This window comes from Prevotella heparinolytica (assembly GCF_002998535.1).
In the GTDB taxonomy this organism is placed as follows: Bacteria; Bacteroidota; Bacteroidia; order Bacteroidales; family Bacteroidaceae; genus Bacteroides; species Bacteroides heparinolyticus.
On sequence record NZ_CP027234.1, the window covers coordinates 277,445 to 293,311 of the forward strand.

Here is a 15,867-nt window from a genome sequence, read left to right on the forward strand (position 1 = left end):
ATATGAATCGTAGGAATATGTTTTTAATAGTGGGACTATGCTTCTTGGCTGTTGTTTTGCCGCTAAAAGCCCAGCAGGACACCTACCTGTCGGTTGACGATGCTTTGCTGATGGCGGTGCAGAACAATAAAAATATCCGGATGGCTGAGTTGGAGCATAGAATGGCTAATGCTGATTTCCATCAGACTGACGCCCTTTTTCTGCCCCAGTTGTCGACGGGCTACCAAGCGGTAGTGACAAATAACCCGTTGAACGCCTTTGGTTTCTTGCTTCAGCAAGAGAGGGTGGCGGCGCAGGACTTTGATCCGGCAAAACTGAATCATCCGGGCATTACACGGAATTATGGAGCAAGCGTCGATGTGCAAATGCCTTTATTCAATCCGGATATGATATATGCCCGTCAGGGAGCAAAAATACAGAAGGACGTATATAAGCATAAAGCGCAATATACCGTAGATTATATAAAATTCGAAGTGCAGAAAGCATATACCCGGCTGCAATTTGCTTATCAAGCACGGGCGGTGTTAAGGGCAACCTTATCGGACGTGGAGCAGATTCTTCGGTCTGTGCAAAACTTCTATGAGCAGGGTCTGGTTCAGAAGTCGGATGTGCTGAATGCCCAAGTACAAGTGAACACCATAGAAAGTGCGCTTACCAAAGCGGAAAGCAGTATATCCAATGCTTCTGACGGGTTGAAACTGTTGCTCGGCATGGAACAAGTGGAAGGCGGCAATGTTTTTCTGACGGATTCGTTGGTGTTGAAGGAGGAAACCGGGATTGCTGCTTCATTTTCGCCGATGAGGTCGGATGTGCTTGCCATGCAGAGGGTCGTGGATGCCTCCAATGCCATGGTGAAATCATCCGTAATGAAGTTCCTTCCTAAAGTCAATGCTTTCGGCAGTTATCAGTTTAACGATACCAAGTTTTTCGGATTTGATAATAATTCTTATCTGGCAGGTGTCAGTTTGACTTGGACCATCTTTTCGGGAAACAGAAATGCAAGTAAGTTGCGTTCGGATATACTCCGGCGGGATAAGCTGAAACTGGATTTGGAGGAATACAAGGACAAAAGCCGTATGGAGGTGAATAAGACCGCACGGGATTTGCAAGACCTGAAACAGGAAATCAGGAAACATCAGGCCAGTGTGGAGCAAGCGGATGAGGCTTTGCGCATAATGAACAACCGTTATAAAGAAGGCTTGGCCAGTACAACGGATTTGCTTGCTTCACAGGCTCAATTTTCTCAGCAGAAGCTCTCGCTGGCTCAGGCTGTGATGAGTTATAATGTCACTTATTATTATCAAGAGTTACTGACATCCGTCAAATAAGTAAGATAGAAATCACTATGACAACATTTATAAAAATATTTTTTTCAGAGATTATACTTATTGCTGCATTATCCGCTTGCTCATCGACTACCGATGAAAGAGCAGAAGAAACTGTTGTTGCAGTAGAAACCTATTTGCCGACCGCTTCGCATGAAAATGGCTTTTTTGTAAGCGGAATGGTGTCGGCCAAGCAAACAGCCATGATAAGTACCCGGGTAATGGGGTTTGTTGATAAAGTATACGTGAAGCAGGGAGACGCAGTAAGACAAGGGCAATTGTTGCTTGTAATCAATAGTGATGACCTGAAAGCAAAAAAAGCACAGGCTGAGGCTATGGTGGCCGAGGCTGAAGCTGCCTCAAAAAATGCGAATCGGGACTATGAACGCTACAAAGCCTTGTACGAACGGAAGAGTGTTTCACTGAAAGAGTTTGAAAACATGGAGTTGAATCAAACCTCTGTCAATGCCAAATTGCAAATGGCGCGTCAGGCGCACAACGAAGTAAATGCCATGCTGGCTTATACCGATATCCGTGCGCCTTTCTCCGGCATAGTCACACAACGGATGATTGACGAGGGAAGTACTGCCACTTCGGGCATGCCTCTATTGAGCATGGAACAATCGGGTGAACTGGAGATTAAAGCTTCAGTGCCCGAAAACCATGTGTCCTACATAAAAGTGGGCAATCCCGTCAAAGTGGATATTAAATCGCTTGGCAAACATCTGGATGGGAAAGTTAGTGAAATCAGTCCGTCTTCTGCACTCAGTGGCGGACAGTATGCCATGAAGATTGCAATTGCTCCCGGGGAGAAAGAAAACCTTCGTGCCGGTATGTATGCCGGCATTTACATCCTTGGAAAAACGGGCAGGGAAAGCACGAAAAATGTTTGGATAGACGCTTCTTCCATTATAATGCGCGACCAGTTGACCGGTGTATATGTGGCTACTGCCGATAACTATGCCCTGCTTCGCTGGGTGAGGCTTGGCAAAGAGATTGGCGGGCAAGTGGAGGTTTTATCCGGACTGAAGGCGGACGACAGAATTATCCGCCATGCCGAAGGCAAGTTATATAATGGAAAGAAAATCAGTGTACAAAAATAAAACGAACAACTATGGAACAAGGAATATCGGGAAGAATAGCAAGGGTTTTTATCAAGTCCAAGCTGAGCCTCCTGCTGATGATTGCTTTTGTGCTGCTCGGACTATTCAGCATCTACTCCATTCCGCGCGAAGAAGAGCCTCAGATTGAAGTGCCTATGGCCGATATAATGATAGGCTATCCCGGAGCAAGTCCGGAGGAGATGGAAACTGCCGTGGTGCAGCCGGTTGAGAAACTCCTTTCGAATATAAAAGGGGTGGAAGACGTTTATTCCACTTCAATGAACGGCATGGCCATGCTTACGGTGCAATTCTATGTGGGTGAGGATGTGGAGCGCTCGTTAGTGAAGCTGTACAATGAACTGATGAAAAACCTTGACCGGATGCCGCAGGGTGTCACCGTGCCGCTGGCCAAGACGCGTTCGATAGATGACGTTCCGGTTCTGTCATTCACGTTGTGGAGCGACCGGATGGGTGGTTATCAAATCAGGCAGATAGCCGAGGTGGTATCCAATGAAATCAAGAAAATACCGGATGTGGCGCAGGTCAATATATCGGGTGGGCAAAGCCGCCAGCTGAACGTTTGGCTTGATAAGGACAAGATGGCGGAAAGCAGAGTGGATTTCAGCATGATTTCCCGTTCGCTGGAAGCCAATAATGCCCACATGCAAAGCGGCAATATGGTGACCGGTGATGTCGTTTATTCTGTGCAGACCGGCAATTTCTTCGCCAATGTGGAAGAAGTAAAGAATGCCATTGTGGGAACCAAGGACGGCCACCCCGTCTATCTCTATCAGATTGCGACAGTGAATGACGGGCCGAAATTGCCCGATACCTATGTCTCCTTTGGTTATGGTGCCGCCAGTCCGAAAAAACAGAACGAACATCCCGACGAATATGATGCCGTAACCGTTTCTATCTCTAAGAAGAAAGGTGCGGATGCAATGAAGCTGGCAGATGTCATTATAAATAAGGTGGAGCATCTGAAGAAAGACCTTATTACGGACGATTTGAATGTAGAGGTGACCCGCAACTATGGCCTTACTGCCTCGCACAAGGTTTCCGAATTGCTTTGGCACCTCACGATTGCCATTGTCATCGTTACACTGTTTGTGATGCTGGCCATGGGATGGAGGGGGGGCTTGGTCGTATTCCTATCGGTGCCCATCACATTTGCCCTGACGTTGTTTGCATACTATTTTCTGGGTTATACGTTGAACCGGATAACGCTGTTCGCTCTTGTTTTTGTGACAGGTATCGTGACGGACGACTCGATTATCATAGCCGAAAACATGTATCGCCACTTTAAAATGAGGAAATTGCCGCCGATGCAGGCTGCTCTTCATGCCATTAACGAGGTGGGAAATCCTACGATATTGGCTACGCTGACCGTCATAGCCGCAGTATTGCCCATGGCATTCGTGTCGGGCATGATGGGGCCTTATATGAGCCCGATGCCGATAGGCTCGTCCATCGCCATGATTTTCTCACTTCTGCTGGCGCTTACGCTCACACCCTATTTCGGTTTCCTTTTCCTCAGGTATAAAGGGAAAAATGAAAGGGGGACAGATGATGACAGTACTGTTGAAGATGAGGGCGCAGAGGTGCGGCAGACACGCATCTATAAGGTTTATTCAGCCATTACCACTCCTTTTCTTGACAGCCGGAAGAAGCGCTGGGTTTTTATGATCGGGCTGACGGTTGTGCTGCTTGGGTCGCTTGTTTTGTTTTATACCAAATCGGTTCCCGTTAAGATGTTGCCTTTCGATAACAAAAGCGAGTTTCAAGTGGTGGTTGATATGCCGGAGGGGACAACGCTGGAACGCACTGCTGCCGTGGCGCAGGAATTGGGTGCCTACATTAGTCGGCACAAACTGGTGACCAACTATCAGATTTATGCAGGCACATCGGCTCCCATCAGCTTCAATGGATTGGTTCGCCATTACGACATGCGTAGTGGAGACAATGTGGCTGACATTCAGGTGAATCTGGTTGACAAGGGCGAACGTAGCGAACAAAGCCATGACATCGCCAAGTCGATGCGTGCCGGTTTACAAGAGATTGGTAAAAGACATGGCGCCAACGTGAAAGTGGTTGAAGTACCTCCGGGACCTCCGGTCATGTCCACCATTGTGGCCGAGATATACGGAAATGACTATACAAAGCAGATTGAGATTGCCGAACAGGTAAAGGGACTTCTGGTTGAAACCGAAAATGTAGTGGATGTGGATTGGAGTGTGGAAAGCAACCAGACCGAATATCGGTTTGAAGTGGATAAGGATAAAGCCATGAAGTTGGGCATTCCGAGTGGGCAAGTGGTACAGAATGTGCGTGCGGCATTGTCGGGCATGCCTGTGGGGGTACTTCATCAGCCCTCTACGGTCAATCAGGTGGGTATTGTGCTTCAGCTGCCCGAGGAGCAGCGATCGAATATCGACGAGGTGATGAGTGTGAATGTGGTCAATCCTCATAGAATGTCTACACCGATAGGCCACTTGGTGACCGTGACCGAAAGCGAAAAGCCTAAAAACATCTACCGTAAAAACCAGAGGCGGGTGGTGTACGTGCTTGCCGAGGTGGCGGGCGAGTTGGAAAGTCCGGTATATGCCATGATGGACGTATCGAAAGAGTTGACTAAGGTTGAACTTCCGGCAGGCTATACGCTTCAGGAGGAATATAGTATGCAACCGGAGTTGGAAGACAACTTCTCGCTCAAGTGGGATGGCGAATGGAAAATAACCTACGAGGTATTTCGTGATTTAGGTTTGGCATTTCTTTTTGTTCTTGTCATTATTTATATGCTCATCGTAGGGTGGTTTCAAAGTTTTGTCACTCCGTTTGTACAGTTGGCTGCCATACCGCTGTCATTGATAGGCATTGTATTGGGGCATTGGATTATGGGGGCTTATTTCAGTGCGCCGTCCATGATTGGCTTTATTGCCTTGGCCGGTATCATGGTGCGTAACTCGGTATTGCTGATAGACTTCATCGATATCCGTCTCAAAATAGGGATACCATTGAAACAAGCCGTAATCGAGGCCGGAGCCGTGCGCACCACTCCGATTATCCTGACGGCCGGAGGTGTGGTGCTGGGAGCTATCGTAATGCTGTTCGACCCTATTTTTCAGGGGCTGGCCATCTCGCTTATGGGCGGAACCATCACTTCGACGGTACTCACGCTGGTAGTGGTGCCTTTGCTGTACTTTAAGATGTTGAAAAATAAAGTGAAATAAGAATGAAACTGATTGTGATATTAAGTATAACCGAGTATCAGGAGCAAGTGATCAAACTACTCTATGAAGCCGGGGTGAGCCGTTTCAGCCTGATGGATATTACCGGATATAAACGGAAAAAAGAGCGTGTAGCATTGAATTGGTTTGGCACGGCGGCAGAAGCGAAAGTCAATTCCATTCTGTTTTTCAGTTTTGCTTCCGAAGAAGTTGCCCGAAGCGTAATCCGTGTTGTTGAAACTTGCAATGGAGAGGTGCAGAACCCTTTTCCGGTTCATGCTTTTGTTCTTGACGTTGAGCAGAATTCTAAATTCTTCTGATTATGAACAGGGTGTAACGGCCGTTCAATGGCAGACACCCTGTCTGTAAGTAATCTTAGTTTGATGTAAGAGGAAAAGACGGCCTGCGTATGGAAAGATAACTCCTTCTCTATGGGAGAAAAAAGGAAAACTCCCATGAGAAAACTTCCTGTTCGGAGGAGAGAGTTCTTTATTTCAAACTTTGGGATAACCCGGGTTCGGGGCAGGCGGTTTCTTTTGCTGAAGGCGAGGGGCTGTATCCTGTCGGGCAGATATTTCTTGAATGCACCGGTTTACAGAGGTCAGACAGAAGAGAGCTTTTCAGGTCGACCGACCTCCCCCCCCTGTTTTGACAGCTACAATCCTTTGTCGTGACAGAGGCAAGTGTTCAAGCCGACAGACACTTGTGTTTGACGTGACAGGCACAAGTGCCTGAGCCGTTAGATGCAAGTGTCTGACAAGGCAGTAGTAAATACTTGATAGCCAACGAACTGTAATCTTAAAATACAAGTCTTTGGGTGAGGCTGTCGACCTGCTTCTTATCCCGAACTAAGGTTAAGTTGTACCGAATTCACGTTATTTATGAAAGCCTTTGTTTTCTGTTGCCGTTGCCGCACATTCCGGACAAAGCCCTTTCAGCACATAGTTGATGCCGTTTAGTGTAAAACCTTCAGGCAGGTTGACTACCGGAGTGGGAATGTTGGTGAAGCAGAAAGTCTTGTTGCACTTCTCGCAATGGAAATGTGTGTGCAGGTCGTCCACTCCGCAAGAGCAGTTGCTGCTGCATACTGCATATTTGAATGAACCCGTTCCATCGTCGATGCTATGTATCAGATGGTGAGAGAGAAACAACATGATGGTACGGAAGATGGTAGATTTGTCGACGGTATCCAGCGCATTTTCCAAGTCGAGCAATGATACGGAACGGTCTGCTTGCAACATGGCTTGCAGCACTAAAAGCCTTATGGCGGTAGGCGATATTTCCCTTTTTGCTAAAAGGTCTAAGCATCTCTTTTCTTCTATCATCTTTTCTACAACTCCTATTTTATCAGTTTTTGTATGCGTGTGGCGTTGATTATCGCGATGAGGGCAACTCCCACATCTGCAAAGACAGCTTCCCAAAGGGTGGCCATACCGCCGGCGCCGAGGATTAGTACAAGCAGCTTCACACCGAATGCCAGAGAGATGTTTTGCCAGATTATCCGACGCGTCTGTCTGCCGGCATGGATGGCGGTGGCTACCTTGGACGGATGGTCTGTCTGAATCACGACATCGGCGGTTTCTATGGCAGCGTCACTGCCCAAACCGCCCATGGCAATGCCCACATGGCTGAGGGCAAGGACGGGGGTGTCATTGATGCCATCGCCCACGAAAGCTATCCTGTTTCTTGCATCCCGACGCAACTCCTCGACATGTTTCACTTTCCCGTCGGGCAGCAAGTCTCCGTATGCTTGTGCCACCCCCAGCTTTCGGGCAAAGTTAAAGACAATTCCTTGCTTATCTCCCGACAGTATCTGGATGTTGTCGATATTCAATGCCTTTAGTCCTTCAATGGCTTTGAAGGCATCTTCTTTCAGCGTATCCGACAATAGCAAGTGTCCGGCGTAGGTTGTTCCGATGGCACAAACCACAACCGTATCGGCGATGGACGAAAGTTTATCGGGATATTTCACCTGAAATTTATCCAACAGCCGGGTGTTTCCTACCAGAATACGGTCATTGTCTATGAAGGTCTGCAAACCATGACCTGCGATTTCCGTAATGTCCGACACGGCCATCGGCTCTATGCCCTTCTGTCCGGCATAACTTGCAATCGCTTTGGCTATGGGGTGTGTGCTGTTGCGTTCCACAGAAGCAACCAGTCGTATAAGTTTCTCTTCCGACATGTCCGGTTGAGTTTCGCAGGACTGCACCTCGAAGATTCCTTTGGTCAGTGTGCCCGTCTTGTCGAATATCACTGTGTTGATTCGGGTGACGGCATCCAGATAATTTCCTCCTTTAAACAATACTCCCAAGCGGGATGCAGCCCCTATGCCGCCGAAATATCCCAGTGGAATGCTTACCACCAATGCACAGGGACAGGAGATGACCAGAAATACCAGTGCTCTGTACAGCCAGTCGTTGAAGATGAACGGATATTCAGGAATTATCAAGGAGTAGATGTAAGGAAGCAGGACAATCAGCACTGCCAATCCGGTGACGATGGGGGTATAGATGCGGGCAAACCTCCGGATGAACAGTTCGGCCGGCGCTTTTCGTTCGGAAGCGTCCTGCACCAGTTCCAAGATTCTCGACAATGCACTTTTCTCGAATGTCTTTGTCACCCGTATCCTTACCACTCTGTCGGTCGAAATCATTCCGGCAAGCACTTCTTCACCTTGCCGAATGTTGCGGGGGACGCTCTCTCCCGTCAGGGCAGATGTGTTGAAGGCTGCCACTTCACCCAACATCACACCGTCCAGGGGAACCCGTTCTCCTGCTTTCACTTCGATGACCTCACCGACTTTTACCGTTTGAGGAGCCTCTACCACCGATTCATTATCCTTGATTACCGTTGCCGTTTCCGGACGTACGTCAAGCAGAGAGCTGATGTTGTGCTTTGCTCTATCCACCGCTTTCTCCTGAAAAAGCTCTCCCAAAGAATAGAACAACATTACGGCCACTCCTTCAGGATACTCCCCTATATAGAAAGCACCTACGGTGGCTATGGACATGAGGGTAAATTCACTGAAGACATCCTTTCGTACAATATTCTCCCATGCCTCTTTCAGAACGGGTAGCCCTACCGGCAGATAGGCCAGCAAATACCAGCAGAATGCCGCATATCTTTCTTGAAAGAGAGTAAAGTCTGTCGAATTCAAGATAATGCCTCCCAAAAGCAGCAGGGCAGAGAGGACGATTCGCCAATAGTCCTTCAGCCAACTATTCTTTTTTTCGTTCTCTACTGCATGCTTGTGTGTGCAGCAACAATTGCAGCTCATATCGTTTCCTCCTTTTTTATCTTTTTCCGAGACAAAGATAATAGAAAAAGAATGCAACCAAGTTGCAAAGTTCCATATTCTGCCACACTTGTGCTATCTCATAGTTTTGTTCTCCGATTTATTTTCGTGTCAGGAATGTGTACCTGCTTCGTATCATCTCCGTATTATAATTATATTGGTGCGGAGTTGATACGGACTTGGTACGGTGCAGATACGGAGCATGTATGTAGGTTGTATGGGTGATGCAGAAATGGGGCGGGCTGCTTTAAAAGTAACAATAATCGGGGATTTGTCGTTATTTAATCTGAAAAATGTTATACCTTTGTTCCTCAATTTGTCTTTATGAAGCAATTTCCATTTTCTGTCGGTGTGTTTGTCTTGTGCTGTTTTCTGCTTGCAGGCTGTCATAACCGGCAAGAACTGCCTTTGCCGACGGAAGCAGGCCGGAGTTCGGCTTTTACGGATTCCGCAGCTTCGGATATGCCTTTAGTCGGGCTGCCTCTCCCTGCTAAGCGGTTGAGTGCGGCCGACATATCCCTTACTAAAGATTTATTGTACGATAAGTATACCTTGAATGACACTTATCCTTATAAAGACACTGTGCGTTCTTTCAAATGGGATGTGATTCGCAATTGCCTTGCTTATATAGAGAACATGCAGCTCGATATGGCAAGGTTGGTGGTGTTGCAGAACTATAAGAACCTGAATGGAGAAGCTACGTTGGTGCGTACGTTTGTGCGCGATGCCTATCGGCGCGTGTCCGATACATTGGGCGTGGAACGTTATCAGTCCGTCCCCTTGTATCTGCCTGCCGATACTCTTGTGCCCGAACGTTATGGACGAGACGGGACATTGGCCTATCTCAGAGGCAGGGTAGGGAGTTTCTGCCTGATACATCCCGTAACATTTGAAGAAGAATGGTTATCACCCTCTCGTTATCTGAAGCAGTTGGAAGACAGTACGTTTTTTAATCACGTGATTTTTGTAGATCGGCTCGATCAGAATATAACCACTTTGGAGCGTATTTCCGGTGGTGTGTGGAAGATACGCAGCATGAATCCGGCCACTACCGGACGCTATGCTCCGCCTTATGCCCAAGAGACACCGTTGGGAATGTATCTGCTCCAGCAAAAGAAGTCGCGTATGGTGTTTCTAAAGGACGGCTCTACTGCCACGGGAGGCTATGCGCCCTATGCCAGCCGCTTTACCAATGGCGCTTATATACACGGAGTGCCGGTAAATGTGCCGCGTACGTCTCTGATTGAATACAGCCAGTCTTTGGGGACAACGCCTCGTTCGCACATGTGCGTCCGAAACGCAACTTCGCACGCTAAGTTTATCTTCGACTGGGCGCCTGTTGAAAAGTCTTTGGTAGTAGTCATCGAATAGAACACACGGATTTTTAACTGTCTGTTTGATAGCTGTATGAAAGAAAAAAACTAACTTTGCCGCCATTATCTTTCTGGCGGAATTCTATGGGACGGTTTACTTTATTTTTCCTCTTTTTGTTTATCCCCTGTGTGTTGTCCACGAATGGCAAATCATGGGAGAATGAGGAAGGTATGTCCTCCGCCGCAGGTGTGGGCGACACGGATTTTTGCGCCGACCTGTATCATTCCATGCAGTTGGAAGGGACTGTGAATTGGAAGGCTTTTCGGCAAGCTGTGGCGGGTTATTATAAGATAGAAAACCGGAAGAGGGATGTATTGACGTTGATTGACTTCTCCCGTCCTTCGACCGACAAACGTCTTTTTGTTTTCGATATGAAAGAGCGCAAGATGCTTTTTTCTTCGGTTGTTTCTCACGGAAAGAACAGCGGTGAGAAATACGCCACTTCTTTCTCCAACGAATACGGCTCTTATAAAAGCTCGTTGGGCTTTTATCTCACCGGAACCACTTATCAGGGGAAGAATGGCTATTCACTTATTCTGGATGGCTTGGAGAAAGGAATCAACGACCGTGCCCGCGAGCGTGCCATTGTGATGCATGGAGCCGCCTATGCCAATCCGTCGGTGGTGAGCAAGGGAGGCCGGTTAGGAAGGAGTTTCGGTTGTCCGGCTGTACCTCAGCAACTTTCACGTCCTATTATTGATGCCATCAAGGGAGGGAGCGTGATGTACATTTTTGCAGAAGCGCCGGATTATCTGGCTCAAAGTTCTGTGTTGCAGAATGACGGGCAATTCTGAGGAACAATTTGCTGCTTGTCGGCCGAATTAAAACCGTTTCTTCTTTTAATTGTTTTCCGGAGGTTTTAATGGTTTGGTCTTTTATCTGTTCTCTCTGTCGGAAGATTTCCGGCAAGTGCCCGAAATGTTTTTTATCAGGAGGGTTGTCGGGACACGGAGAGAAAATACCGGTTATGAATAAAGAATGTTCTATATTTGTTGCATTGAGTATGTATTAAGAGAATGAAGGTATGGGTTGTTTAATGAATATTTTGTGGTTGGTGTTCGGTGGTATTATTACTGCCGTGGAATACCTTGCAGCCAGTTTATTGATGATGATTACCATTATTGGTATTCCTTTCGGCATGCAGACTTTGAAGCTGGCAAGCCTTGCTTTGTGGCCTTTTGGTAAGGAGGTGCGTAGCGGAGAGCGTTCAGCCGGTTGTCTTTATGTATTGATGAATGTGGTGTGGATATTCTTGGGCGGCATCTGGATCAGCTTTTCGCATTTGCTATTCGGATTGTTGCTGTGTATCACCATCGTCGGCATTCCTTTCGGCATGCAGCATTTTAAATTGGCAGGATTGGCGTTGACGCCTTTCGGAAAAGATATAGTTGCAGCCTGATTGCTTATTCACAAAGTCATAAAAGAAGAAGGGCGGAGAACCATTTCGGTCTTCCGCCCTTCGCTCATTTTATTTTAAAAGTGTTTTTTACATGGTTAAGTGAGGCTGCTTTGCGAGCAGCTTTTGCAGTTTGCCATTCAGAGTCTGGCACATAGTACCGTTTCCCATTGCTTGATAACGCTTGATTTGGTACTGTAACATCAAAATTTCATTTGCATTCTTTTTCATAATTGTCATCTTTTGTGCTTTCCGCGTTTCGGAAAGCGGGTTTTTACTTCTTTTCTTTCACGTTGCAAAGATACGACTTTATTTTGATAAAACATGTTTTATAACATAAAAAATAGAAATTTTCCCTTTGTTATCTTTAGAATACAGTGATTTGTAATCTGTATATAACAAATATATTACATATCTTTGCATCTGTGTAACTATGTATCTATCATGTTTATGAGTAAATGGGCGGAACTCCTGAAAAGCCCCTATCCGATATTGTATCAACGCAGGAAGGCAGTGGTGTTGCCTTCGGCTGTTATTTTTCTGATACTGTATTTGTTGCAACCGTTTGGAATCTCGGAAATGCAGTATAATAAATTTCCTGTACTATTGGGCTATGGGGTGGTCACTTTGCTTGCATCGGCTTTGGCAGTATATCTGTTTCCCTTGCTGTTTCCTGCCTATTATAGAGAAGAAAGATGGACTTTAGGAAAAAACCTGCTGAATATTTTAATCACCTGTTTTATGGTTGCCGTTGGTATTTGGTTATACTCTTCTTGGCAGTTTGGAGTTGCTTTGAATATCAGTTTGTTTTTGCTTTGCTCGATGTGGGTATTGCTGCTGTCCCCGTTTCCTATCGTCATTTTTCTGATGTGGAACAGAAACCTGCAACTGACCCGTAACCTGAGGGAGGCTACGGAAATAAATCTCCATCTTTCAAAAGAAATATCTTTAGGAGACGTAGAGAACAGGCTGGCAGAAAAGACTTCTTTTAGGGGAATACTGACCTTCGCCGGAGGAAGCAAGGATTCATTGGAAGTCGCGGCGGAAGATTTCCTTTATGCAGAGGCAGAGGGAAACTATGTGAAAGTGGCTTATCGCCCGGATGGAGAAAGAACGGTTGTCAAGAAGATGTTGCGTGCCACCATGAAGCAGGCGGAGGAGTCGGTTGCTGTTTGTCCTTTCATCATACGTTGCCATAGGGCGTTTCTTGTGAATGTACGGATGGTGGTGAAAGTAGACGGAAACTCACAGGGGTATAGGTTGAACCTTGAAGGGTGTGAAGAGGAAGTTCCCGTTTCGCGCGCTTATGCCAAAGAGGTGAGAGCACTGATTGAGAACCGTATAAAAAGGTAGTCGTTCGTCACAGAAATATACAGTTCATCACAAAGAGGTTGTTGGTCGTCACATATCCGGGATGTCTGTCCCGGATATTTTTTTGTCTTGTATTCTTCCTTTATGTTTGCGGCAGAAAACGAGATAAATGGCAAAATAATGAGAAGTAGAACATTTTTTTTGGTATTGAGCGGGCTGCTCCTGATACATCCTTTATTTGCGCAGAAGTATATGACCGATACGGTGCGTCTGAAATTTCATATAGACAGTATCGCTTTGGAAGAGGTGGTGGTGAAAGGCAGGAAAACGCCGGTTGCCAACAGCCGTTGGAGCGATATCCACCCTGTGGAGTTAGTCACTGTGGGCGGTGCGAACGGAGATTTATATAAAGCCTTGCAGACGCTGCCGGGCACTCAAGTGCAGGGTGAAACCGGAGAATTGTTGGTGCGCGGGGGCAGCAGTCGGGAAACACAGACCTTTATAGATGGAATGCATGTGCTGAATTCTTATACTTCGAACGGCATCAATACTCCTGCCCGTAGCCGCTACTCCACTTTTATGTTCAGTGGGGTGAGTCTTGCTTCGGGAGGTGCTCCACAAGAATATGGAGAGGCACTTTCGGCTGTCTTGCCACTCGAAACGAAAGATTACAGCAGGGTTGACAAGGTGGGAATGAATGCTTCTGTGGTTGGTGTAGGCGGAGGGGGTACAAAGACTTTCGGAGGCGGGTCTCTGTCTGTCGATTTGAATTATCAGAACTTGGGCCTGTATGATGAAATATATTCCGGCAGAAAAGATTTTGAGAAACCATACCGTATGTTTTCAGCAGCTACCCAATTCCGCTATGTTCCTCGTGATGCCGGACTCCTGAAAATCTATGCGCAATATGACCGGACGGACTTCTCCGTTTATGAGGGAGATACCCGCAGTTTGTTTGCGCTGGGCGAGGACAATGTTTATGTCAATGCTACATATCGCAAGCATACGTCTGGTGGATGGAGCCGGTTTGTAGGGATGGCTTACTCTTATTATAATCGGAAGATCGATGGTGCGGTTGTTTCGGGAGATAATTGGTCGGAGCGCCAACAGGAATTGCATTTGAAGGCAAAAGCTTCTAAACGGTTGTCATCCGTGTTTCGGATAGATATGGGAGTAGAGAGTTATATTCGTGGTTATGAGAATAGATATCTGCTTGGGGAGATAAAAGAAAATAATCACTTGTGTCCGGTTGTTTGCGCCGGGTTCTTTTCTGCGACTTATTATCCGTGGGAACAGTGGAAAGCGGAACTTTCTTTCCGTACGGAATATGTGTCGTTGAATCGGAAGATGAACTTTTCGCCCCGTTTGGCTGTGAACTATTACGGAGGTAATGTGATATTGTCCGGAACCATCGGGCGTTATACGCAATTACCCGAAAACAGTTATCTGATACGCCGAAAGGATTTGTTATCCGAAGTGTGTATGCAGTATAATCTGGGTGCGCAGTATGAGGATGGAGGCCGTTTCTGTAAAGCAGAGCTTTATTATAAGGATTACGACCGGTTGGCATTGGAGGAAACGGGTGTCGATGCAAGAGTCGGGCATCTTATCTCCGGTGGTTACGGATACAGCAAAGGTGTCGATTTGTTCTTTCGCGACGGGGCTTCATTCAAGAGTCTGGAATACTGCTTATCCTATACTTATAATATAGTCAAGCGTAAGTACCGGATTTATCGGGAACTGACCACTCCTCAGTATGCCACCCGGCACAATGCCGCATTGGTTGTGAAGTATTCTTTGCCCCGACTGCGTTCCATCATAGGCCTTACCAATCGTTTCAGCAGTGGGCGGCCTTATCACAACCCCGCATTGCCGGGGTTGATGAATGATGAAGTGAAGCCCTACAACAGTCTGGATGTGGGTGTGACTTTTCTGGCAAATAAAAAAGTCATTATACACGCTTCCGCCACCAATATTCTGTGCAGGAAGAACGAATTCGGCAAGGTGGACGGTAAAGCGATTTTGGCATCGGCAGACCATTTCTTCTATGTGGGCGTGTATGTCACTTTGGGAAAGAAAGCGGCTTATGATGTGTCTAATTTTTAAGATAGCAGATAGTGTAAAACATATTATCGAGTATTAACGTTAAAAGAATGAAGAAAATGAAAGCAATGATTGTTTTTTTAGTGTGTCTGTTTCAAGGCACGGTGACACTGTTGTTTGCCCAAAACCTGACCATTGAGGTTCGTGACATTGAAAAGGCGGAGGGGCATCTTTATGTAGCCATCTACAATTCGGAGGAGGCGTTTATGAAAAAGCCTATAGCGACGTTCAGGGTAGATGTGAAAGATAAAATACTTTCTATTCCCTGTCGGGGACTACCCGTCGGGACGTATGCTGTTTCTCTCTTTCAGGATGAAAATGGAAACGGAAGTCTGGATACCGGAGCTTATGGCATTCCTACGGAGAAGTATGGTTTCAGCAATGATGCCGAGGGTGTTATGGGTCCCCCGTCATACGACAAATGCAGTTTCATCTTTTCGGCAGATACGACTTTGGTGATACATTTGAGATAGAAGCATGCCTCCATGATTCAGTCGTAGAGGTGTTGGTGATGTAATATTCGTTTACTTTTTCAAAGATCCTTTCCGACTATGAAAATGAAAGACCGCATACCCCTTGTCAGAATAGCTTCTGACGGGGGTATACCTAAGTATACGACTTAGATGCCCTAAGTATAGGACTTAGGTATCCTAAGTATATTACTTAGCTTGCCTCGATATAAGATCCTGTTTGGCTTTTCTTTTTTTATTGGCTTTTCAAGATCTGTTTA

13 protein-coding genes are annotated in these 15,867 nt (G+C 46.5%); 10 read left to right on the plus strand and 3 right to left on the minus strand.

The window, feature by feature from the left end; genetic code table 11:
• Window positions 1–17: 17 nt before the first annotated feature.
• Genes C3V43_RS01080 through C3V43_RS01095 form a run of 4 tightly spaced genes read left to right on the plus strand, consistent with a single transcriptional unit; the run spans window position 18 to window position 5,975 of the window.
• Window positions 18–1,328 carry a TolC family protein gene (locus C3V43_RS01080; protein ID WP_106068237.1) on the plus strand — a complete coding sequence of 437 codons (1,311 nt, stop codon included), beginning with the start codon at window positions 18–20 and terminating at the stop codon, window positions 1,326–1,328.
• Between the two features lie 17 nt (window positions 1,329–1,345).
• Window positions 1,346–2,428 carry an efflux RND transporter periplasmic adaptor subunit gene (locus C3V43_RS01085; protein WP_106068238.1) on the plus strand — a complete coding sequence of 361 codons (1,083 nt, stop codon included), beginning with the start codon at window positions 1,346–1,348 and terminating at the stop codon, window positions 2,426–2,428.
• Window positions 2,429–2,439: 11 nt separating this feature from the next.
• Window positions 2,440–5,658 (plus strand): efflux RND transporter permease subunit, encoded by a 3,219-nt coding sequence (locus C3V43_RS01090; RefSeq protein WP_106068239.1) that lies wholly within the window; start codon window positions 2,440–2,442, stop codon window positions 5,656–5,658.
• A 2-nt stretch (window positions 5,659–5,660) separates the two neighbouring features.
• On the plus strand, window positions 5,661–5,975 hold the full coding sequence (locus tag C3V43_RS01095) for a hypothetical protein (RefSeq protein ID WP_106068240.1): 315 nt from the start codon (window positions 5,661–5,663) through the stop codon (window positions 5,973–5,975).
• Between the two features lie 555 nt (window positions 5,976–6,530).
• On the opposite strand, the gene C3V43_RS01100 is transcribed toward C3V43_RS01095, so the two are convergent.
• Together C3V43_RS01100 and C3V43_RS01105 are read right to left on the minus strand one after the other, a co-directional pair.
• Window positions 6,531–6,977, minus strand: coding sequence for a Fur family transcriptional regulator (locus C3V43_RS01100; RefSeq protein ID WP_106070392.1), 447 nt, complete (start codon window positions 6,975–6,977; stop codon window positions 6,531–6,533).
• A gap of 17 nt (window positions 6,978–6,994) precedes the next feature.
• Window positions 6,995–8,935 (minus strand): heavy metal translocating P-type ATPase, encoded by a 1,941-nt coding sequence (locus C3V43_RS01105; RefSeq protein ID WP_106070393.1) that lies wholly within the window; start codon window positions 8,933–8,935, stop codon window positions 6,995–6,997.
• A 342-nt stretch (window positions 8,936–9,277) separates the two neighbouring features.
• On the opposite strand from C3V43_RS01105, the gene C3V43_RS01110 reads away from it, so the two are divergent.
• From C3V43_RS01110 to C3V43_RS01120, 3 genes are all read left to right on the plus strand, one after another.
• Window positions 9,278–10,324 (plus strand): L,D-transpeptidase, encoded by a 1,047-nt coding sequence (locus C3V43_RS01110; RefSeq protein ID WP_106068241.1) that lies wholly within the window; start codon window positions 9,278–9,280, stop codon window positions 10,322–10,324.
• Window positions 10,325–10,410: 86 nt separating this feature from the next.
• On the plus strand, window positions 10,411–11,121 hold the full coding sequence (locus C3V43_RS01115) for a murein L,D-transpeptidase catalytic domain family protein (protein WP_106068242.1): 711 nt from the start codon (window positions 10,411–10,413) through the stop codon (window positions 11,119–11,121).
• A 230-nt stretch (window positions 11,122–11,351) separates the two neighbouring features.
• Window positions 11,352–11,726, plus strand: a complete 375-nt coding sequence (locus tag C3V43_RS01120; protein ID WP_106068243.1) for a YccF domain-containing protein — start codon at window positions 11,352–11,354, stop codon at window positions 11,724–11,726.
• Between the two features lie 87 nt (window positions 11,727–11,813).
• On the opposite strand, the gene C3V43_RS14735 is transcribed toward C3V43_RS01120, so the two are convergent.
• Entirely contained in the window at window positions 11,814–11,954 is a 141-nt protein-coding gene (locus tag C3V43_RS14735; RefSeq protein WP_164996205.1) for a hypothetical protein, read from the minus strand.
• A 219-nt stretch (window positions 11,955–12,173) separates the two neighbouring features.
• On the opposite strand from C3V43_RS14735, the gene C3V43_RS01125 reads away from it, so the two are divergent.
• From C3V43_RS01125 to C3V43_RS01140, 3 genes are all read left to right on the plus strand, one after another.
• Window positions 12,174–13,076 carry a LytTR family DNA-binding domain-containing protein gene (locus C3V43_RS01125; RefSeq protein WP_106068244.1) on the plus strand — a complete coding sequence of 301 codons (903 nt, stop codon included), beginning with the start codon at window positions 12,174–12,176 and terminating at the stop codon, window positions 13,074–13,076.
• A gap of 138 nt (window positions 13,077–13,214) precedes the next feature.
• A complete protein-coding gene (locus C3V43_RS01135) occupies window positions 13,215–15,140 on the plus strand; it encodes a TonB-dependent receptor plug domain-containing protein (RefSeq protein ID WP_106068246.1) in 1,926 nt (641 codons plus the stop codon).
• A gap of 56 nt (window positions 15,141–15,196) precedes the next feature.
• Window positions 15,197–15,610 carry a DUF2141 domain-containing protein gene (locus C3V43_RS01140; RefSeq protein ID WP_106070394.1) on the plus strand — a complete coding sequence of 138 codons (414 nt, stop codon included), beginning with the start codon at window positions 15,197–15,199 and terminating at the stop codon, window positions 15,608–15,610.
• Window positions 15,611–15,867: the final 257 nt, after the last annotated feature.

Excerpts from the sequence above, each read along its gene's own strand:
- C3V43_RS01080 (WP_106068237.1), top strand. The coding sequence starts at position 18 with ATGTTTTTAATAGTGGGACTATGCTTCTTGGCTGTTGTTTTGCCGCTA.
- C3V43_RS01085 (WP_106068238.1), top strand. The coding sequence starts at position 1,346 with ATGACAACATTTATAAAAATATTTTTTTCAGAGATTATACTTATTGCT.
- C3V43_RS01090 (WP_106068239.1), top strand. The coding sequence starts at position 2,440 with ATGGAACAAGGAATATCGGGAAGAATAGCAAGGGTTTTTATCAAGTCC.
- C3V43_RS01095 (WP_106068240.1), top strand. The coding sequence starts at position 5,661 with ATGAAACTGATTGTGATATTAAGTATAACCGAGTATCAGGAGCAAGTG.
- C3V43_RS01105 (WP_106070393.1), bottom strand. The coding sequence starts at position 8,935 with ATGAGCTGCAATTGTTGCTGCACACACAAGCATGCAGTAGAGAACGAA.
- C3V43_RS01110 (WP_106068241.1), top strand. The coding sequence starts at position 9,278 with ATGAAGCAATTTCCATTTTCTGTCGGTGTGTTTGTCTTGTGCTGTTTT.
- C3V43_RS01115 (WP_106068242.1), top strand. The coding sequence starts at position 10,411 with ATGGGACGGTTTACTTTATTTTTCCTCTTTTTGTTTATCCCCTGTGTG.
- C3V43_RS01120 (WP_106068243.1), top strand. The coding sequence starts at position 11,352 with ATGGGTTGTTTAATGAATATTTTGTGGTTGGTGTTCGGTGGTATTATT.
- C3V43_RS14735 (WP_164996205.1), bottom strand. The coding sequence starts at position 11,954 with ATGAAAAAGAATGCAAATGAAATTTTGATGTTACAGTACCAAATCAAG.
- C3V43_RS01125 (WP_106068244.1), top strand. The coding sequence starts at position 12,174 with ATGAGTAAATGGGCGGAACTCCTGAAAAGCCCCTATCCGATATTGTAT.
- C3V43_RS01135 (WP_106068246.1), top strand. The coding sequence starts at position 13,215 with ATGAGAAGTAGAACATTTTTTTTGGTATTGAGCGGGCTGCTCCTGATA.
- C3V43_RS01140 (WP_106070394.1), top strand. The coding sequence starts at position 15,197 with ATGAAAGCAATGATTGTTTTTTTAGTGTGTCTGTTTCAAGGCACGGTG.